Consider the following 20,991-nt stretch of genomic DNA (forward strand, 5'->3'; position numbering starts at 1 on the left):
ATATAATATGAATTAAGATCAATAATACATGTTATTATTGATCTTAATTTATCTTAGGTATCTTCAAAAAAAATAAATAGTCAATATTAATAGGATATTTTTTTAGATATCCTATATTTTTAAAATACCCAAATAGGGAAGGGGGATATTATATGAAAAATAATGGGTTATATAACAGTTCTTTTGAGCATGATGCTTGCGGAATTGGAGCAATAGCAAATATTAAAGGAATAAAATCACATAAAGTAATAGAGGATTGTTTAAACATACTAGAAAATTTAGAACATAGAGGTGGTATGGGTGCCGAGGATAATATAGGAGATGGTGCAGGAATATTGTTTCAGATACCACATAGATTTTTTAAGGAAGAGGGACAGAAACTTGGTATAATTATTCCAGGTGAAGGAGAATATGCTGTTGGTATGTTCTTTTTATCTACTAAAAAAATAATTAGAGATGAGAGTAAAACCTTAGTTGAGGCTATTGTAAGAGAAGAAGGACTAGAATTATTAGCTTGGAGAAAAGTTCCTATAGACAAAAATAATTTAGGACAGGGTGCTATAGATGTTATGCCTTATTTCCTTCAACCAATTATAGGAAAACCAAGTAACGTTAATAAAGGTATTGATTTTGAAAGAAAATTATACTTGTTAAGAAGAAGAATAGAAAAGGCAGTAGATAAAAATTCTTATTTAAATAAGGATACTTTCTATATTGCATCTCTTTCCTCAAAAACTATAGTTTATAAAGGAATGCTATTATCTACTCAACTTAGGAGTTTTTATATAGATTTAAAAAGTGCTAAATTAGAATCAGCTATCGCTCTTGTGCATTCAAGATATAGTACAAATACTTTCCCAAGCTGGGAAAGAGCACATCCTAATAGATATATGATTCATAATGGAGAAATTAATACCTTAAGAGGTAATGTAAATAGAGTTTATTCAAGAGAAGCCGGGCTTGTTTCTGAAGTTTTAGGAGATGACCTTCAAAAAGTACTTCCAATTATAAATAAAGAAGGTTCAGATTCTGCAATTTTAGATAATACTTTAGAGTTTTTAACTATGAATGGTAGAGACTTAACTAGAGCAGTAATGATGTTGGTTCCAGAACCTTGGGTTAAATCTAAGTCAATGAAACCATCAAGAAAAGCATTTTATGAATATAATGCAACATTAATGGAACCTTGGGATGGACCATCTGCAATAGTATTTACTGACGGTGAAAAATTAGGCGCAGTACTGGATAGAAACGGGCTTAGACCAGCTAGATATTACGTTACAGAAGATGGACATTTGATTTTAGCATCAGAAGTTGGAGCTTTAGATATAAGAAATGAAGAAATAAAATATAAGGGAAGATTAACTCCAGGTAAAATGTTAATTGTTGATACTAAGACAGGTGAGTTAATTGATGATGAGGAATTAAAAGAAAAGTATGAGTCAGAAAATCCTTATAGTGAGTGGCTAGAAGATGGACTTGTAACTTTGGATAAACTTCCTTGTAATGAAGGTGAAGTATTATCATTAAATAAGGAAAATAGAAGTAGACTTGAAAGAGTATTTGGATATGGTTATGAAGATTTAAAAAACAATATATTGAAAATGGCAGAATCAGCAGAAGAGCCTTTAGTGGCGATGGGTATAGATTCTCCAATTGCAATTTTATCTAAAGATAGTCAACCTCTATTTAACTATTTTAAACAATTATTTGCACAAGTAACTAATCCACCAATAGATGCAATAAGAGAAGAAATAGTTACAGCTACAAATGTTTATTTAGGAACAGAAGGAAATATATTAAATGATTCAAAAACTAATTGTAATCAAATTAGATTGGACAATCCAATTATTTCTGATGAAGAATTAGCTAAAATAAAGGGAATAAAAAGAGATGGGTTTAAAGTTAAGGTATTAAAAACATTATTTAATAAAAATAATGGAAAAGATTCTTTAGAAAATTCATTAGAGAAATTATTTATTGAGGCAGATAAAGCCTATGAAGAAGGCTTTAATATATTTATTTTAAGTGATAGGGAAGTAGATGAAGAAAATTTACCAATTCCATCACTATTAGCCCTTGCAGGGTTACATCATCATTTAGTTAAAAAAGGTATGAGAACTAGAGTAGCAATTATAGTAGAAAGTGGAGAACCAAGAGAAATTCATCATTTTGCTACATTGCTAGGATATGGAGCCTGTGCAATTAATCCATATTTAGCATACTCAGCTATAGAGGAATTAATAGAAGTAGAATTATTAGATTTAGATTATAAACAGGGAGTTTATAATTTTAACAAAGCTATATTAAAGGGAATTGTTAAGATATTATCTAAAATGGGTATATCTACAGTTCAATCTTATCAAGGAGCTCAAATGTTTGAAGCTTTAGGAATAAGCACAGAGGTAATAGATAAATACTTTACTAATACTATTACCAGAATTGGAGGAATAGGTTTAAGTGAAATTCAAGATGAATGCTTGAAAAATCATAAAGAAGCCTTTAATAAGCATATTGTTAATTATGACTTTAGTTTAGATTCTCTTGGAACAGATAAAGTTAGAAGTGGAAAAGAAGAACATCTATATAATCCTTTAGTAATTCATAAGTTACAAGAAGCTACAAAAAATGGAGATTATAAGTTGTTTAAGGAATATACTGCTCTTTTAAATAGGGAAGAGAGTCATTTAAACTTAAGAGGGCTTATGGAATTCAACTATACTGATTATGCAGTTTCTTTAGATGAGGTTGAATCGGTTGAATCTATTGTTAAAAGATTTAAAACTGGAGCTATGTCTTATGGATCAATTTCAAAAGAGGCTCATGAAGCATTAGCAATAGCTATGAATAGAATTGGTGGAAAATCTAACACTGGTGAAGGTGGAGAAGATGCTCTTAGATGGATTGCTGATGAAAATGGTGATTTAAGAAGATCATCAATAAAACAAATAGCATCAGGTAGATTTGGAGTAACTTCAGAATATCTAGTTAATGCAGATGAACTTCAAATAAAAGTTGCTCAAGGGGCAAAACCAGGAGAAGGTGGGCAATTGCCTGCAAGTAAGGTATATCCATGGATTGCTAAAACAAGGAAATCAACGGCAGGGGTTGGGCTTATATCACCACCACCACATCATGATATTTATTCAATTGAAGATTTAGCGCAATTAATTTATGATCTTAAAAATGCTAATTTAAAGGCAAGAGTGTCTGTTAAACTAGTTTCAGAAACTGGAGTTGGAACAATTGCAGCGGGAGTTGCTAAGGGTGGAGCTGATGTAATTGTAATATCCGGGTATGATGGAGGAACAGGTGCAGCACCAAGAACTTCTGTTAAACATGCAGGAATTCCATGGGAAATTGGCCTTGCAGAAGCTCAACAAACATTAATTATGAATGGGCTAAGGGAAAGGGTTGTACTTGAAACAGATGGTAAACTTATGTCTGGACGGGATGTGGCTATAGCTACATTACTTGGAGCAGAGGAGTTTGCATTTGCAACAGCACCTTTAGTTGCATTAGGTTGTGTAATGATGAGAGTTTGTAATTTAGATACTTGTCCTGTAGGAATAGCTACTCAAAATTCAGAACTTAGAAAAAGATTTAAAGGGAAACCAGAATATGTTGTGAATTTCATGTACTTCGTTGCTGAAGAACTTAGAGAATACATGGCGAAACTTGGATTTAGGAATCTAGATGAAATGGTAGGTAGAATAGATAAACTGAAACAAAAGGAAGATTTATCAGGAAGCAAAATAAGCAAGGTTAATTTAAGTTCAATTTTTAATGAATCACAATTTGAAGGTAGTAAAGGCTTAAGGTTTAATAAAGAGAAAAAATATAATCATAAATTAGATGAAGTTATAGATAGTACTCTTTTCTTATCTAAAGCTAAAACTGCTTTAGATTCTGGAGAAAAAGTGAAGTTTGAAATAGATATAACAAATACAAATAGAACTCTTGGAACAATATTAGGCTCTGAAATAACAAGAATATATAAATCGAATGGTTTAGCAGAAGACACTATTAGAATTAAATGTAATGGTGCAGGTGGTCAAAGCTTTGGGGCGTTTATACCAAGTGGATTAACTCTGCAGGTTGAAGGTGATTCAAATGATTACTTAGGTAAAGGCCTATCAGGTGGAAAAATTATAGTTTATGTTCCAAGTAACTGTAACTTAGTTGCAGAGGAGAATATAATTATAGGAAATGTAGCTCTTTATGGAGCAACTTCAGGAAAAATATTGATAAATGGTATTGCAGGAGAAAGATTTGCTGTAAGAAACTCTGGAGCTATAGCTGTAGTTGAAGGGCTTGGAGATCATGGCCTTGAATATATGACTGGTGGAAAAATTGTTGTACTTGGAGAAGTTGGAGTAAACTTTGCAGCAGGTATGAGTGGTGGAATAGCTTATGTACTTGATGAATTTGATACATTTAAAAATAAGGTAAATGAAGAAATGGTATTTGTAGAAACATTAGAAGAAGATGACGTTAAGAGTCTTAAATGTTTAATTGAAGAGCATGTTAATGAAACAAAATCAGCAAAGGGAACTAGAATATTAGAAAACTTTGATGAGGTAGTACTAAGATTTAAGAAGGTTATTCCTAAAGATTATAAACGTATGATTAAAATACTTGAGCAAAAGCAAAAAGAAGGGTTAGAAGGCGACGTAGCATTACTTGCAGCATTTGTTGAAAAAACTAAAACTAATAAATAAGGAGGCGTTAATTCATGGGTAAAACAACAGGTTTTCTAGAGTTTGAAAGAAGAGAGGGTGAAAGCGAAAAACCTTTAGATAGATTAAAGCATTGGAATGAGTTTAATAGCCTTCTTTCAAAAGGTGAACAAGAAAATCAAGGGGCAAGATGTATGGATTGTGGAGTTCCATTTTGCCAATCAGGAATTATGATTAATGGAATGGCATCGGGATGTCCTATAAATAATTTAATTCCAGAATGGAATGATTTAATATATAGAGGTAAATGGAAACTCGCTTTAAGCAGATTACTTAAGACAAATAATTTTCCAGAGTTTACAGGTAGGGTTTGTCCTGCACCTTGTGAATCTGCCTGCACAGTAGGTATTAATGCCCCTTCGGTTACCATAAAAGAAAATGAGAAATCTATTATAGATAGAGGATTTGAAGAAGGATTAATAAAGGCAAATCCTCCAACTAATAGAACTGGGAAAAAAGTTGCGGTAATAGGATCGGGACCTTCAGGCCTTGCAGCAGCAGATAGTTTAAATAAAAATGGACATTTGGTAACTGTTTTTGAAAGAGATGATAGAATTGGTGGATTGTTAATGTATGGAATACCAAATATGAAACTTGATAAAAGAGTTATAGATAGAAGAGTTAACTTATTAAAAGAAGAAGGTATAGAATTTGCTATAAATACAAATGTAGGGAAGAACTATCCAGTAAGAAAAGTATTAACTGATTATGATGCAGTGGTTTTAGCTACAGGTTCTTCAAAACCAAGGGATTTAAAAGAAGAGGGAAGAGAAATAAAAGGAATCTATTATGCAGTAGATTTCTTAAAGGCTAATACTAAAAGCTTACTTGATTCAAATTTTCAAGATAAAAAATATATAGATGTAAAGGATAAAAAAGTAATTATAATTGGTGGTGGAGACACAGGTACAGATTGTGTTGCAACATCTCTAAGACATGGGGCTACATCAATAATGCAATTAGAAATAATGGATGAAATGCCAAATGAAAGAGCTTTAAATAACCCTTGGCCACAATGGGCAAGAATTTCTAAAACTGATTATGGACAAAAAGAATTTATTGAGTTAAATGGTGAAGATCCTAGAAAATACTGCAAAAGTGTAAAGAAATTTATAGGAGACTCAGAAGGGAATTTAAAGGCTGTAGTAACAGTGAATATGGAATGGAGAAGTGATGATACAGGTAGATTTACTTGCACAGAGGTAGAAGGATCGGAAAAAACAGTAGAAGCCGATATTGTATTACTAGCAATGGGATTTATAGGGACAGAAGATTATATAAAAGATGCTTTTGAAGTTCATTTAGATAATAGAGGAAATATTATTGGTGAATATGGTGATTTTAGAACTAATAGAGAAAAAATATTTACAGCTGGAGATGCAAGGCGTGGTCAATCATTAGTAGTTTGGGCAATTAATGAAGGTCGTGCAGTTGCAGATGTTGTTAATAATTATCTTGAAGAGAATAAGGAAGTGCCAAATAAATAATTAAAGGATTATAAAACAAAAAAAGTGGTGAAAGCCACTTTTTATTTCTAAAATAGTAAATCAGTAGTATAGATATAAGAAAAATGGTAAATTGAAAAGGCGAATGTTAATTTCAAATTTTTATAAAATTTCAGCTATGTAAAGGTTATTGCATAAGTTAAATGAAAAAAAATAAACAAATATTCGCTTTTGGGGTTGGAATTTATCTTTAAATGTTGTAATATAGTTCATGGAATTATAATTAAGGTATCTTAAAAAATGCCTAAAACAGGAAAGAGGTAAATAAATGAAAAAATCAGATAAGGCTAATAAAATTTTAGATAATTATTTTGGGTTAACAAAGAATGGCACAAATGTGAAAACAGAAATGCTTGCAGGGCTAACTACATTTATGACAATGGCATATATACTAATAGTTAACCCAGCGATATTATCAGCTGCTAGAATGGATAGTGGAGCGGTATTTACAGCAACAGCTATTTCAGCAGTAATTTCAACTCTTATAATGGGATTATATGCAAAATTACCATTTGCACAAGCTCCAGGAATGGGATTAAATGCATTTTTTGCATTTACCATAGTAGTTACAATGGGATATTCTTTTAAATTTGCATTAACAGCAGTATTTTTAGAGGGTATTATATTTATTTTATTAACTCTATTTAATATTCGTGAAGCAATTGTTGATTCAATCCCTTCAAATATTAAAAAAGCAATATCAGTTGGTATTGGTTTATTAATTGCTCTTATAGGGCTTGAAGGAGCAGGTGTAGTAGTACAAGGCAGTGGAACTCTATTAACCCTTGGAGATATAACTAAAGGGCCTGCGTTACTTGCTATAGTTGGTATAATAATTACTGGAATATTAATGGCTATGAATGTTAAAGGTGCATTATTCTTTGGAATGATAGCAACAGCAATTATTGGAATGCCAATGGGAATTACTCCTATGCCACAAAGACTTATGAGTATGCCACCATCAATAGATTCAGTATTTATGAAATTTGAATGGAATAATATTTTCTCTCTAGATATGCTTGTAGTATTATTTACATTACTATTTATGGATATGTTTGATACTATAGGAACTTTAGTTGGAGTTACTACAAAAGCAAAAATGCTTGATGAAAATGGGAAAGTTCCAAACATTAAAAAAGCATTACTTTCAGATGCAATTGGAACAACTGTTGGAGCATGTCTTGGCACAAGCACAGTAAGTACTTTTGTAGAAAGTGCAGCAGGAGTTGCAGAAGGTGGAAGAACAGGGTTAACAGCAGTTTCTACAGCTATAATGTTTGCACTTGCATTATTCTTTGCTCCAGTGTTTGGTATTATAACACCAGCAGTAACAGCTTCAGCCTTGGTTTTGGTTGGGTTATTTATGTTAGAACCAATTAAAGAAATAGATCTTACAGATTGGACAGAAGCGCTTCCAGCATTTTTAACAATAATAATGATGCCGCTGTCATATAGTATTTCAGATGGTATTGTATTTGGAGTTGTATCGTATATATTATTAAAATTATTTACTGGGAAAAGAAAAGACATAAGTATTACTACGGTAATACTAGGGCTTGTATTTATACTTAAATTTATTATTTAGATATTTATTAGAAATTAATAATAATAAAAAATAAAGGAATATATCGAAATTGATTTTAATATATCCAGAAATGAAAAGTGGATTCTTAGGAATCCACTTTTTGCGTATACTTTATTCCTTGGGGTGATATATGCTTTTTCTATTTAACGTGATAAAGCGGTAAATGTGAATATAATAACAATTTTCGGGACAATATAGCAATATGGTAGAGGTAAGTTAAAAAAAATTAATAATTAATAAAAAAAAAATAAAATAATTAAAAAAATGATAAATAAAGAATAGTCTGACAAAAATGGAAGTTGTCGAAAGGTAAAAAAATTGGTAAAATAAGAATAGAAATAATTTTATATTTATTTACGTAAAAGTAGACTATTAGGAGGAATTATATATGGATGATCAAGCAAAAAAAATTAGGTGGTACAACCTCGCCTTAATGGCCTTCGTATCAGTTTGGGGATTTGGTAATGTTGTTAACAACTTTGCAAATCAAGGGTTAACTGTAATTGTATCATGGGTATTAATTATTGCATTATATTTTGTTCCTTATGCATTAATGGTTGGTGAACTTGGATCAACTTTTAAAGATAGTAATGGTGGAGTAAGCTCATGGATAAGAGAAACTATGGGGCCTACACTTGCTTACTTTGCAGGATGGACTTATTGGGTAGTACATGTACCGTATTTAGCACAAAAACCTCAATCGGTTTTAATAGGAATAGGTTGGATTTTCAATCAAAATGGAAATTTAGTAAATGACATGAAACCACTTACAGCTCAGATGATAGCATTAGCTATATTCTTAGGATTCTTATGGATAGCTTCAAGAGGAGTAACTTCACTTAAGAAAATAGGAACAGTTGCAGGAATATCAGTATTTGTTATGTCTATGTTATACATTGTTTTAATGGTAACAGCTCCAGCAATAAGAGGAATAACTCCAGCAACAACTGATATTACATTTAAAACTATAATGCCAGAGTTTAACTTTGCATATTTTACAACACTTTCAATGCTAGTGTTTGCAGTTGGAGGATGTGAAAAAATTTCTCCTTATGTAAACAGTATGAATAAACCAAGTAAAGAATTCCCAAAGGGAATGATAGTTTTAGCAATAATGGTTGCGATTTCAGCATTACTTGGATCAGTAGCAATGGGAATGATGTTTGATGCAAACAATATACCAAAAGATTTAATGATGAATGGTCAATATTATGCATTCCAAACACTTGGAGAATATTATGGAGTAGGAAACTTCTTCTTAGTAATTTATGCATTATCTAACGTATTAGCTCAAGTTTCAGCATTAGTATTTTCAATAGATGCGCCTCTAAAGATTTTACTTGGAGATGCAGATAAAAACTTTATACCAGATGGATTAACTAAAGTAAATAAACATGGCGCTCATATTAATGGATATTTAATGACAGCAGTACTTGTTGGTATATTAATAATAGTTCCAGCACTTGGAATTGGTGATATGAATTCACTATTTAAGTGGTTATTAAAACTTAATTCAGTGGTAATGCCATTAAGATATCTTTGGGTGTTCTTAGCATTTGTAATGGTTAAGAAAGCCTCAGATAAATTCCACTCAGATTATAAATTCCTAAAGAATGATAAACTAGCGTTAGGAGTTGGAGTCTGGTGTTTCATATTTACAGCATTTGCTTGTATTATGGGTATGTTCCCAACTGGAATAGAAACATTTACTAAGGAATGGTGGTTCCAAATAACACTTAATGTTGGAACACCATTTGTATTAGTAGGACTTGGACTTATATTACCACAAATTGCAAAGGGTAATAAACAAGCTTAAGGCATCTTTTTGAAGATACCTAACATAATAAAAGAACTGTTTTTCTTAGGAAGAGCAGTTCTTTTATTATAAAATAACAAAGTTTAACCAAAGTTATTAATAAACTCTTAATAAAATATAGTTTATCACTTATTGCATTTTAAAAAATAATGTTGTATAATTGGGGAATAGAAACAAAGGTTCTTAAAACAATAAAATTAAAAAAATGAGTATAGGATGGGAGATTGACTATGAATAATACATTTAAAACAATTATATATATGATATTAGGATTTATGGTAGTGTCGTTAGTTGCAAGCTTATTTTTAAGCGCTTTACCTTGGATGTTATTAATAGGAGCAATACTTTTCGTGTATTTTAAAATTAAAGGGTATTTTATTCAAAAGAAAAGAGGATATTCAAGTAATAGCCATCAAAAAACATATGATTCAAATGATAAATCACAATATTCAACTGGAAATGTACAGGATGAAGATGAAATTTCAGATGTTATAGATGTTGATTATAAGGATGTAGAATAAAATATAACAATAAGACATTTGCATTTTAGAAGCAAATGTCTTATTTGCTTTTCTATATTAAATATTAAAAACTTAATTTTTTTTAAGAAGCTTAAAAATTCAGAATAACAATGTTTTTGAAGATAACTAATGTAATAAATCAATTTAAATGATGAGGTGATAATAATTATGAATTTTAGAAAATTAAAAATATTTTATGAAACTGCTTTATGTTTAAATATGACTAAGGTTGCTAGAGATATGTATATAAGTCAACCATCTATAAGCCAAAGTATTCATGAATTAGAAAATGAAGTTGGAGTAAAACTATTTGATAGAATAGGGAAAAAGTTATTTTTAACAGGTGAAGGAGAGTTGTTTTTAAATTATACAAGAAGAATACTTAATCTTTATGATGAAGGAATGAAAACATTAAATGATTATGCACATAATTCTAAAGGTAGAATTACAATAGGGGCTAGTACAACTATTGGAATTTATATTTTGCCAGATATTATAAAATCTTTTTCAGAGAAATATAAGGATATAGAAATATCTATAATAATAGAGAACACTACTAATATTAAAAACTTAATATTACAGAATAAAGTAGATTTTGCATATGTAGAAGGTGAAGTAAAATCAAGAGAAATAAATATAGAAAAAATTTGGGAAGATGAATTAGTATTTATCTGTGGAAATGATCATAAATGGAAAAATATTAACGTAATTAAAGCTGATGACTTAAGTGGTGAAAAGCTAATTATGAGGGAATATGGCAGTGGTAGCAGAGAAATAATAGAAAATTATTTGAAAAGCAAAGAAATTAATTATGATATATTTTTAGAACTTGGAAATACAGAAGCTATAAAGAAGACTGTAGAAGCTAACTTAGGAATAGGGTGTGTTTCTGAGAAATGTATAGAAGAAAAACTTAGATATGGGGATTTAAATTGTTTTAGGATAGAGGGGAGAAAAATAAAAAGAGAATTGCTCCTTATAACTCATAAGGATAAGTTTATTTCAAATAATATGAAAGAATTTATTGAATTTTCAAAATATAACTAATAAGGTACTTCAAAAAATAATAGCTCAGAATAATGAGCTATTATTTTTTATACATATAATTAAAAACCTATTGAACATATAAAAAAATGATATTTTACCTTTTAGCAATAAACAAATATAATTAAGTAAGAAAGTGAAAAAGTTCCTTTAGAGATTATATAAGATTTTAATAAAAGTAAAGAGAATACATATGGACGGTGATTATATGCAAACAAAAATACAAAAGATAGCTCCAGGATTATTTATTTGTTTAATAATTGGAATTATATCAGAAATATTAGGAAATCAGTTTTCGACTATTGGAGCAGCTACCTTTGCAATATTTATTGGAATATTAGCTGGAAACACTATTTTTCATAAAAAAGTATTTGACTTAGGTACTAAATTTGCAGAAAAAAATTTATTGAATTATTCAATTATTTTAATGGGGGCAAATTTAAATATAATGGAAATAGCAGCATTAGGATTAAATGGAGTAACCTTTATAGTTATTCAAATGACTTTAACAATATTAGTTGCATATTTCATAGGTAGGAAGCTTGGCTTTAACAAGAAGTTTTCGTTGCTAATGGCTTCAGGTAATGCAGTATGTGGTTCCTCAGCCATTGGAGCAACAGCTCCAGTTATAGAAGCAGATGAATCAGATAAAGTAATATCTATAACAATAGTAAATGTTGTAGGAACAATATTAATGGTATTATTACCTTTAATAACATCAGCACTTTATAATAACTCAGTTTTAGAAAGCTCAGCTATGATGGGTGGAGTTTTACAATCTGTTGGACAAGTTATTGGGTCAGCTAAATTCATAGGGGAAGATATAGTTAGGATGGCAACAGTATTTAAAATTATAAGAATTATACTTTTAGTTGCAGTTGTAATTATATTCTCTAAAATAGATGTTAATGAAGATGTGAAAAGTAAAAATAATAATAGTTCTAAAAATGAAAAAGAAGTTAGTGTTGGCATTCCATGGTATATAACTGGTTTTTTCATAGTTAGTATAATTTACACTTTAGGATTAGTTCCGGGAGTGTTATCATCCTTATTTAAATGGATAAGTGGGAACTTTGAAATTATAGCTCTAGCAGGGATAGGTATGAGAGTTAAGATAAAAGACTTAATAAACGAAGGTCCTATGGCTATGCTTTATGGGGGAATAGTAGCAGTTTGCCAAATAGTATTTGCAATAGTACTTATTAAAATATTAATATAGAAAAAATGTGTATAAGGCAATTTCAAAACAAGAACGTGAATGAAAATAAAATAAACTTGCAAAATAAAAGCTTAATCTTAAAAAAAGATTTAGCTTTTATTATCTTATTAAACCATAAAGTGTATAAAACGGGTTAAGTAATGGGGTATATAGGGCTGGATTAATAAAGATAATATATTTATTAAATTTAAAAATGAATAATATATAAAAAAATAATTCAAAAAGTTATTAAATAGAGAAAATTTTCAATATTTTAAATTGATATTAAATGGCTGATAAGTTATAATGTTGATAATAAATTAAAAAAACAATATTAGGGGGGCATAATTTTGAAAAAGATAAAAATGATTAATCCATTAGTTGAAATGGATGGAGATGAAATGACAAGAATACTATGGGGCATGATTAAGGATGAACTATTAAATCCGTTCATTGATTTGAGGACAGAGTATTATGATTTGGGGCTTGAATATAGAAATGAGACTAATGACAAAGTAACAGTAGAATCCGCAGAAGCAATTAAAAAATATGGGGTAGGAGTAAAGTGTGCAACTATAACTCCAAATGCAGACAGAATGAAAGAATATGATTTAAAAGAAATATGGAAAAGTCCTAATGGGACTATTCGAGCTATTTTAGATGGGACAGTGTTTAGAGCCCCAATTACTGTAGATTCAATTAAACCTTATGTTAGAAATTGGGAAAAACCCATAACAATTGCAAGACATGCTTATGGTGATATATATAAAGATGTAGAAATGAAAATTGAAGGCAAAGGAAAAGTAGAATTAGTTTTTACACCTGAAAATGGAGAAGAAAAAAGAGAACTAATCCATAACTTTACAGAAAGTGGTGTAGTTCTTGGTATGCATAACTTAAATAAATCTATTGAAAGTTTTGCAAGAAGTTGCTTTAACTTTGCATTAGATATAAAGCAAGATTTATGGTTTGCCACTAAGGATACTATTTCAAAAAAATATGATCACACATTTAAAGATATATTTAATGACATATATTTAGCAGAATATGATGAAAAATTTAAAAAGATGGGAATTGAATATTTTTATACATTAATAGATGATGCTGTAGCAAGAGTTATAAAATCAGAAGGTGGAATGATTTGGGCTTGTAAAAATTATGATGGAGATGTTATGAGCGATATGGTAGCAACCGCTTTTGGATCACTTGCGATGATGACATCAGTACTTGTTTCACCAGAAGGGAATTATGAGTACGAAGCAGCGCATGGAACAGTTCAAAGACATTATTATAATCATTTAAAAGGACAAGAAACTTCAACAAATTCAATTGCAACAATATTTGCTTGGTCTGGTGCTTTAAGAAAAAGAGGAGAACTTGATAATCTTAAAGAATTAGTTAACTTTGCAAATAAATTGGAAGAAGCATCTCTTCAAACTATTAATGAAGGTGTAATGACTAAGGATCTAGCATTAATATCATCACTTGAAAATAAAATTATAGCAAATAGTAGTGATTTTATTAAAGCTATAAGAGTTAGGTTAGAGAAGTTAGTATAAGGCAACTTCATATAATATAAAAAAATTTAAAATGAGATTATATTATATTAAAGGACTTTAAATCAAGGAATAGATAAAGTTGCCAGCATAAAAAACTAGTTTAAGCTAAAAATACTAAGGTAAGGGACTGAAGAAAAATAGATTAGTTATTTTTTAAAAATCCCTAAGTATTAAAGTTTAAAGGAGTGTTTTAAATGGCTGATAAGGATAAACATAAGAGAAATAAAAAAGTGGGACAAAAGACTAAGGCAGAACTTAGAAAAATGAAAGTAGAAACTGCTGATGAAGTTGGATATTCAAAAGAATCAACTAAGCTAGGTAAGGATAAACCAAGAAGTGAAGATGATAACCATAAAGTAACTAAAGCATAAAAATATTAATTAAGGTATTTAAACCTCACGACTATCCTAAGGGCAAAGACGTGGGGTTTTAAATTTGAAAATATATTAGGCATATTCAAAAAGATAACCTATTAATATTAGTATAGTTTATTATATTAGAGGTTTATATAGAAAATTTAGTTAAAATATGTAATAATCATAATAGGACATGCTAATTAAAATTTTATTTAGGGAGATGAAAGAAATGAGTAAGTTTAAAGAAACAAAAAGTTTTGATTATCCTATTGAAGATGTTTTTAAAGGTTTTATAAAAATTACAAAAAGAGAATTTCCAAAGTTTAATGAAAAAAATCCTATAGGGATTAAACATAGTAGAGTAGTTAAGGATAATGGTAATAGAAAATTAAAAATGTTAATGGAAATAACTAAATTTGAAAAAAACAAGGTTTATGAAATAACAAGTAAAATAAATAATGATAGATATATATCAAGATATACTTTTAATAAAGTAAATGAAGAAAAAACTACGGTTATGCTAGAAGAAGAACAGCATGTTAAAGATTTTATGTCAAAGATTGTAGTTATAATTCAAAGTTTTTTAGGAACAAATAAAATTAAGAAAAAAATAACTAGAATGTCAACTGGAGTTACAGAAGAAATAGAATTGATGAAAAGTAAGATGGAAAAAAATGCGAAGAAATATTAAGGAAGCTTTAAAAAATAACCACTTAGAATTTTTGATTGGTTATTTTTTTAGATCCCTAAGATGATTATAAGAATAAGAAAAAGCTAGGGAATTTATTAATTTCCTAGCTTTAGAGAGGTTTAATAATTTTTTAATGTATTAAAAAGCCCAGTTTCCATTTTTAAATATTGTTACAGAATCTTTATTTTTGGTAATACCTGTTATTTCTAAATCATCAGTACCTATCATAAAGTCCACATGAATTATAGAATTATTTACATTGTTTTTAGCTAATTCTTCATCAGTCATTTCAGTTCCGCCAGCTAAGCAACAAGGGTAAGCTTTTCCAAAAGCAAAATGACAAGCTGCATTTTCATCAAATAAGGTATTGTAGAATACTATACCTGAGTTTGAAATTGGAGAATCCATAGGCACTAATGCTACTTCACCAAGATATTTTGCACTTTCATCACTATCTAAAAGTTGTTTAAGTACATCGCCCCCTTCTTTAGCACTGAAATCTATAACTTTACCATCCTTAAAAGTAAGTGAAAAGTCATTAATTAAATTTCCACCATAACTTAAGGGTTTTGATGATACAACTCTTCCATTAACACCATCTCTTTTTGGCAGTGTAAATACTTCTTCTGTTGGCATATTTGCATTAAACTCTATGCCAGAAGTGCTTTTCTCACCTCCACCAAGCCATAAATGGCCTGTCGGTAATTCAACAGTTAAATTTGTGCCCTTATTGTTTTTGTAATGTAATGTTTCAAAAGAGTTTCTGTTTAAAAATGATATTTTTTGATTTAGATTTTTATTATGATTAACCCAAGCTTCAACAGGATCTTCGGTATCAACACGAACTACACTAAAAATAACACTCCAAAGCTTTTCCATAGCTTCTTCAATAGTTAACTCGGGGAAAATTTTCGATGCCCAAGCTTCTGAAGGAACTGAAAGTACACACCAACGAACTTTATTAGACATTGCCTTTTCATAATATTCTTTTAATGCTAATTGTTTCGCTTTTTGAGTGGCTGCAATTTTTTCAACTGGAACACCTTTAAAGGCATCTGGGTCAGATGAGGATATTGAAATAAAGTTTGCACCGTCTCTTGCATAGGAATTATAAGATTCAGAAACCCAATTAGGAACATCTGATAAAGTTTCGATTGAACTATTATTTAAAATTATTTTTTGCATTTTTTGATCATTGTAATGAACAACTACATTTTTAGCACCCTCTTTGTAAGCAGCTGTTGCAATGGCTCTTGCAAACTCAGAGCAGTCTATTGGAGAATTAATAACTAGAGTATCATGAGTTTGAATATTAACTCCCATTTTAACAGCTAATGTAGCATATTTTTTTAACATTTGATTTTCACTCATTTAGTTCACCTCTTATTTTTAGTCGCTTTCAAAAAAATAGATTAACTTAATAGTCTATTTTATAAAAAAGTGCCTTTTTTATATAGTATTAATTTTCTCACACTTAATAAAGTGTGTCTAGTAGATCTCAAACATTATTTTCCTTGTATATAGGTATTATTATTAATATAATAGTAATACTTACTTAGAAAGTTTCAAAAAATATCAGTCAGATTAGGCTTGTTATTTTTTGTAAGATACCTTAGAGAATAAGCCATATTAATATTAATACTTAAATTAATATGCAAAAACAAAAGATTAGGAAAGAGGTGTATTGCATGTTTAATTTATTAACTACATTAGTAGATAATAATAGAATATATGGAAAACAAGGAAAGTTAGCTTCCTATATACCATCACTTTTAGAGGCTGACCCAGAACATTTAGGAATATGTATTGTTGAACTAAATAGTGGAAGAGAGTTTCATGCAGGAGATTGTGATACAAAGTTTACTATACAAAGTATTTCAAAAGTAGTAAGTTTGATTTTAGCATTAAGTGATAATGGTAGAGAAAATGTATTTAAAAAAGTTAATGTGGAACCAACGGGGATGGGTTTTAACTCAATAATTAACCTTGAAGTTAGAAATAAAAAGATACCTTATAACCCGATGATAAATGCAGGTGCAATTGTAACTACTTCACTTATTTATGGACAAAGCAAAGAAGAAAAATTTGAAAGAATAATAGAATTTTTAAGAAGAGCTACAAATAATCAAAACATAAGTATAAATGAAGAAGTTTATGAATGTGAAAAAATTACTGGAGATCGAAATAGATCATTAGCATATTTTATGAAAAGTAATAAGGTTTTAGAGGGTAATGTTGAAGAAATTTTAGACCTTTACTTTAGACAATGTTCAATTGAAGTAACAGCTCGTGATTTAGCTAGATTTGGGGCTGTTCTTGCAAATGATGGGTTAGCTCCTTGGAACGGTCAAAGATTAATGTCTAGGGATGTTTGTAGAATAGCAAAAACTATTATGGTTACTTGTGGAATGTATGATGCCTCAGGAGAATTTGCAGTAAAAGTTGGAATACCAGCAAAATCTGGTGTTGGTGGAGGAATTTTAGCCACGGTACCTAGAAGTTATGGAATTGGAATATATGGACCCTCATTAGATAAAAAGGGCAATAGTATAGCGGGACTTAGACTTATTAAAGATTTATCAGATGAGTTAGATTTAAGTATATTTTAATACTAAAAAGTTAATATTTATTAATGTATATCAAGATAAATAGTAGTGTGGTAGTATTTATTTCATATAACTAAATGAATAATGATTTTTATAGTTATAAATAGTATAATTAAATTAAATACACTAAACATTGGAGGAAAAAATGGAAAGATTACTTATTTTAGATTCGAACAGTCTTTTAAATAGAGCTTTTTTTGCAATCCCACCACTTACAACAAGTGAAGGGGTAAATACAAATGCAGTTTATGGATTTTTCAATATGTTGTTTAAGATTAAGGAAGAATTAAAACCAGATTACATAGTTGCAACTTTTGATAGAAAGGCGCCAACATTTAGACATAAAGAATTTGACGAATATAAAGCTGGAAGAAAAAAAATGGCTCCAGAACTTGCGGAGCAATTTCCATTAGTTAAGGAGATACTTTCATTATTATCTATTACTATTCATGAAATAGATGGATTTGAGGCAGATGATATAATAGGTTCCCTTGCAAAGAATGCAGAGGAAAATGGAATAGAAGTATTTATAGTAACAGGAGATAAGGATGCTCTTCAATTAGCATCAGAAAATATAAATGTAGTTATAACTAAAAAAGGTGTAAGTGAAACAGCAATTTATGACTACAAAACTTTTGTAGAAGAGTTTGGAGTAACACCAAATCAATTTATTGATGTTAAAGGGTTAATGGGTGATAAATCTGATAATATACCAGGAGTTCCAGGAATAGGAGAAAAAACTGCCTTTAAGTTAATTCAAACTTATGGTTCTGTGGAAGAGGTATTAAATAATATAGATAATATTAGTGGTAAAAAACTTAAAGAGAATTTGGAAACTTATAGAGAACAAGCAATTTTCAGTAAAAAGTTAGCTACTATAATGACAGAGGTTCCTATAGATTTTGATTTTGATGAAATTAAAAGTCAACAAGAGTACAATAGGGAAAAACTTATAAAGTTATTATTTAAACTTCAATTAAAAACATTAATACCTAAATTACCAGAATCAAATAAAGAAGAAAAAGAAGAAGTTATTATAGATGTAAAAGAAGTTAACACGCTTCAAGAATTAAATGATGTAATAAATAATTTAAATGAAAGAAGTTACATTACTTATGAAATAAGTAATGCCTCTAAATACTCAGAAATAAACTTAGATAATATGATGATTTATGATGGCGAAATAGTTTCTTCAATTAATATGAAAGAAATAATTGAAGAAAATAAAGATGGAAGCATGCTAGCTTTAAAAAACTTTATGGAAAATGAAAAAATATTTAAAGTAATAAATGATGGTAAAAATTTAGTTACAGTATTAAATAAAATGGGAATAAGCATAAAAAGTTTTGATTTTGATACTGCAATTGCAGCTTATCTTATAGATTCTGCAAAATCAAGTTATCCAATAATAACTCTTGTAAATGAATATCTAGGAGAAGAAATTACAGGAGAAGGTATTTCTTTAAAGGGTAACATTGTAATTAAAATGAAGGACTTATATGAAGTTTTAAAGAATAGGATAAAAGATGAAGATATGGATGAGTTATATTACACAATTGAACATCCATTAATATTTGTTCTGTCATCTATGGAGACTTTAGGATTTAATATTAATAAAAATAAATTAGATGAATTATCTGTTATTTTTAAAGAAGAGATAAAGAGAACAGAAAAAGAAATTTTTGCATTATCAGAGGAAGAGTTTAATATAAGTTCACCAAAACAACTTGCAAAAATATTGTTTGAAAAGTTGGATTTACCTGTAATTAAAAAAACTAAAACTGGATATTCAACAAATGCAGAGGTTTTAGAAAAATTACAAGATAAACATGAAATAATTCCTAAAATAACTTATTATAGAACTATAACAAAATTAAACTCAACATATGTTGAAGGGTTAAAAAATGTAATTGATAAAGATGGATGTATACATTCAAGTTTTAATCAAACTGTAACAACTACAGGAAGATTATCAAGTACAGAACCAAACCTTCAAAATATTCCAATTAGACAAGAAATGGGAAGAGAAATTAGAAAAGTATTTATTCCTATGTCAGAGGGGGATATATTATTATCTTGTGATTATTCTCAAATAGAGCTTAGAGTTCTTGCTCATATGGCAGAAGAGACTAATATGATTGATGCTTTTAAACATCATACTGATATTCATACTAAAACTGCTTCAGAAGTGTTTAAAGTGCCTATAAATGAAGTTACATCAATAATGAGAAGCAGAGCAAAAGCTGTTAACTTTGGTATTGTTTATGGAATAAGCGATTTTAGTTTATCTCAAGATTTAAAAATAACTAAAAAAGAAGCTTCAGAATATATGGAAATATACTTTGAAAGATATCCGAAAATAAAAGGTTTCTTAGATACAGTAATGGAAGAGGCTAAAGATTTAGGTTATGTTTTAACACTTCTAAACAGAAGAAGATTTATTCCTGAAATAAAATCTTCAAATAGAATAGTTAAGGCTCTTGGAGAAAGGCTTGCAATGAATGCACCAATTCAAGGTAGTGCTGCAGATATAATTAAACTTGCTATGGTTAATGTGTATAACACATTAAATAGTAGAAACTTAAAAAGTACAATGATACTACAGGTTCATGATGAACTTATTTTAAATGTAAAAGCAGATGAACTTGAAGAAGTTAAAAAATTAGTTAAAGAGGAAATGGAAGCGGTACTAAAACTTTCAGTGCCGTTAGATGTAGATATGAATTTAGGAAAAACATGGTATGAAGCTAAATAAGGGGGCTTAATTAGATGATTAAAATAGGGTTAACTGGAGGAATTGGATCAGGTAAAAGTACAGTATCTAAAATATTAAAAGATAATGGGTTTTCTATTATAGATGCAGATATTATAGCAAAAGATGTGCTTTTAAATTTTCCTGAAATTCTTGAAAAAGTTAAAATTGAATTTGGTTCAGGATTTTTTGACTGGAGAGGGGACTTTAGACGTAAGGAATTTGGAAATCATATATTTAGATTCCCAAAGGAAAGAAAAAAATACGAAGCTATGATCATGCCCTATATAAAAAAAGAAATTTATGAGGCGTTAAATAAAGAAAAAAAATTAAAGAAGAAACTAGTTATCTTAGATGCACCAACATTAGTAGAAAATAATTTGCAAGATGAAATGGATTATATAATAGTTGTTTGGGTAGATAATAATACTCAAGTTCAAAGAATAAAGCTTAGAGATAGGCTTTCAAGAGATGAGGCAATAAATAGAATTAATTCTCAATTGTCATTAGATACTAAAAAATCATTTGCAGATATGATTATTGATAATAATAAAGAGTTGGTAGCAACAAAAGAACAAGTAGATGGCTTAGTAGATTTTTTAAAGAAAATTTGTTAGCA

Annotated in this window: 14 protein-coding genes; 13 read left to right on the forward strand and 1 reads right to left on the reverse strand. The window is 29.2% G+C overall.

The window, feature by feature from the left end:
- Window positions 1-152: 152 nt before the first annotated feature.
- The 10 genes from gltB (at window position 153) to BLS77_RS02200 (ending at window position 15,014) form a co-directional block, all read left to right on the forward strand.
- Window positions 153-4,721: a glutamate synthase large subunit gene (gene gltB, locus BLS77_RS02155; protein WP_089965325.1), complete on the forward strand. Its 4,569-nt coding sequence runs from the start codon at window positions 153-155 to the stop codon at window positions 4,719-4,721.
- A gap of 14 nt (window positions 4,722-4,735) precedes the next feature.
- Window positions 4,736-6,226, forward strand: a complete 1,491-nt coding sequence (locus BLS77_RS02160; RefSeq protein WP_089965328.1) for a glutamate synthase subunit beta — start codon at window positions 4,736-4,738, stop codon at window positions 6,224-6,226.
- 367 nt (window positions 6,227-6,593) lie between these two features.
- A complete protein-coding gene (locus tag BLS77_RS02165) occupies window positions 6,594-7,829 on the forward strand; it encodes an NCS2 family permease (RefSeq protein ID WP_423231021.1) in 1,236 nt (411 codons plus the stop codon).
- Window positions 7,830-8,217: 388 nt separating this feature from the next.
- A complete protein-coding gene (locus BLS77_RS02170) occupies window positions 8,218-9,645 on the forward strand; it encodes an amino acid permease (protein ID WP_089965333.1) in 1,428 nt (475 codons plus the stop codon).
- Between the two features lie 230 nt (window positions 9,646-9,875).
- Window positions 9,876-10,166, forward strand: a complete 291-nt coding sequence (locus BLS77_RS02175; RefSeq protein WP_089965336.1) for a DUF3329 domain-containing protein — start codon at window positions 9,876-9,878, stop codon at window positions 10,164-10,166.
- 168 nt (window positions 10,167-10,334) lie between these two features.
- Window positions 10,335-11,213, forward strand: a complete 879-nt coding sequence (locus tag BLS77_RS02180; RefSeq protein WP_089965339.1) for a LysR family transcriptional regulator — start codon at window positions 10,335-10,337, stop codon at window positions 11,211-11,213.
- A 205-nt stretch (window positions 11,214-11,418) separates the two neighbouring features.
- Window positions 11,419-12,429 (forward strand): YeiH family protein, encoded by a 1,011-nt coding sequence (locus BLS77_RS02185; protein ID WP_089966498.1) that lies wholly within the window; start codon window positions 11,419-11,421, stop codon window positions 12,427-12,429.
- 329 nt (window positions 12,430-12,758) lie between these two features.
- Window positions 12,759-13,967, forward strand: a complete 1,209-nt coding sequence (locus tag BLS77_RS02190) for an NADP-dependent isocitrate dehydrogenase (protein WP_089965342.1) — start codon at window positions 12,759-12,761, stop codon at window positions 13,965-13,967.
- Window positions 13,968-14,161: 194 nt separating this feature from the next.
- Complete coding sequence (locus BLS77_RS02195) at window positions 14,162-14,338, forward strand: small, acid-soluble spore protein, alpha/beta type (RefSeq protein WP_089965343.1); 177 nt, start codon at window positions 14,162-14,164, stop codon at window positions 14,336-14,338.
- A 214-nt stretch (window positions 14,339-14,552) separates the two neighbouring features.
- Window positions 14,553-15,014 carry a DUF3284 domain-containing protein gene (locus BLS77_RS02200; RefSeq protein ID WP_167867145.1) on the forward strand — a complete coding sequence of 154 codons (462 nt, stop codon included), beginning with the start codon at window positions 14,553-14,555 and terminating at the stop codon, window positions 15,012-15,014.
- Window positions 15,015-15,152: 138 nt separating this feature from the next.
- On the opposite strand, the gene BLS77_RS02205 is transcribed toward BLS77_RS02200, so the two are convergent.
- Window positions 15,153-16,385 carry an aminopeptidase gene (locus BLS77_RS02205; protein ID WP_089965347.1) on the reverse strand — a complete coding sequence of 411 codons (1,233 nt, stop codon included), beginning with the start codon at window positions 16,383-16,385 and terminating at the stop codon, window positions 15,153-15,155.
- A gap of 317 nt (window positions 16,386-16,702) precedes the next feature.
- On the opposite strand from BLS77_RS02205, the gene glsA reads away from it, so the two are divergent.
- The 3 genes from glsA (at window position 16,703) to coaE (ending at window position 20,989) form a co-directional block, all read left to right on the forward strand.
- The gene (gene glsA / locus BLS77_RS02210) at window positions 16,703-17,623 is read left to right on the forward strand and encodes a glutaminase A (RefSeq protein ID WP_089965349.1); all 921 of its coding nucleotides are present in this window, start codon (window positions 16,703-16,705) and stop codon (window positions 17,621-17,623) included.
- A gap of 142 nt (window positions 17,624-17,765) precedes the next feature.
- Window positions 17,766-20,375, forward strand: coding sequence for a DNA polymerase I (gene polA, locus BLS77_RS02215; protein WP_089965352.1), 2,610 nt, complete (start codon window positions 17,766-17,768; stop codon window positions 20,373-20,375).
- Between the two features lie 14 nt (window positions 20,376-20,389).
- Window positions 20,390-20,989 (forward strand): dephospho-CoA kinase, encoded by a 600-nt coding sequence (coaE, locus tag BLS77_RS02220; protein ID WP_089965354.1) that lies wholly within the window; start codon window positions 20,390-20,392, stop codon window positions 20,987-20,989.
- The last annotated feature ends 2 nt before the right edge of the window (window positions 20,990-20,991 follow it).

Origin of the sequence: Clostridium gasigenes (assembly GCF_900104115.1) — a bacterium.
GTDB lineage: Bacteria > Bacillota > Clostridia > Clostridiales > Clostridiaceae > Clostridium > Clostridium gasigenes.

Excerpts from the sequence above, each read along its gene's own strand:
- gltB (WP_089965325.1), top strand. The coding sequence starts at position 153 with ATGAAAAATAATGGGTTATATAACAGTTCTTTTGAGCATGATGCTTGC.
- BLS77_RS02160 (WP_089965328.1), top strand. The coding sequence starts at position 4,736 with ATGGGTAAAACAACAGGTTTTCTAGAGTTTGAAAGAAGAGAGGGTGAA.
- BLS77_RS02165 (WP_423231021.1), top strand. The coding sequence starts at position 6,594 with ATGCTTGCAGGGCTAACTACATTTATGACAATGGCATATATACTAATA.
- BLS77_RS02170 (WP_089965333.1), top strand. The coding sequence starts at position 8,218 with ATGGATGATCAAGCAAAAAAAATTAGGTGGTACAACCTCGCCTTAATG.
- BLS77_RS02175 (WP_089965336.1), top strand. The coding sequence starts at position 9,876 with ATGAATAATACATTTAAAACAATTATATATATGATATTAGGATTTATG.
- BLS77_RS02180 (WP_089965339.1), top strand. The coding sequence starts at position 10,335 with ATGAATTTTAGAAAATTAAAAATATTTTATGAAACTGCTTTATGTTTA.
- BLS77_RS02185 (WP_089966498.1), top strand. The coding sequence starts at position 11,419 with ATGCAAACAAAAATACAAAAGATAGCTCCAGGATTATTTATTTGTTTA.
- BLS77_RS02195 (WP_089965343.1), top strand. The coding sequence starts at position 14,162 with ATGGCTGATAAGGATAAACATAAGAGAAATAAAAAAGTGGGACAAAAG.
- BLS77_RS02200 (WP_167867145.1), top strand. The coding sequence starts at position 14,553 with ATGAGTAAGTTTAAAGAAACAAAAAGTTTTGATTATCCTATTGAAGAT.
- BLS77_RS02205 (WP_089965347.1), bottom strand. The coding sequence starts at position 16,385 with ATGAGTGAAAATCAAATGTTAAAAAAATATGCTACATTAGCTGTTAAA.
- glsA (WP_089965349.1), top strand. The coding sequence starts at position 16,703 with ATGTTTAATTTATTAACTACATTAGTAGATAATAATAGAATATATGGA.
- polA (WP_089965352.1), top strand. The coding sequence starts at position 17,766 with ATGGAAAGATTACTTATTTTAGATTCGAACAGTCTTTTAAATAGAGCT.
- coaE (WP_089965354.1), top strand. The coding sequence starts at position 20,390 with ATGATTAAAATAGGGTTAACTGGAGGAATTGGATCAGGTAAAAGTACA.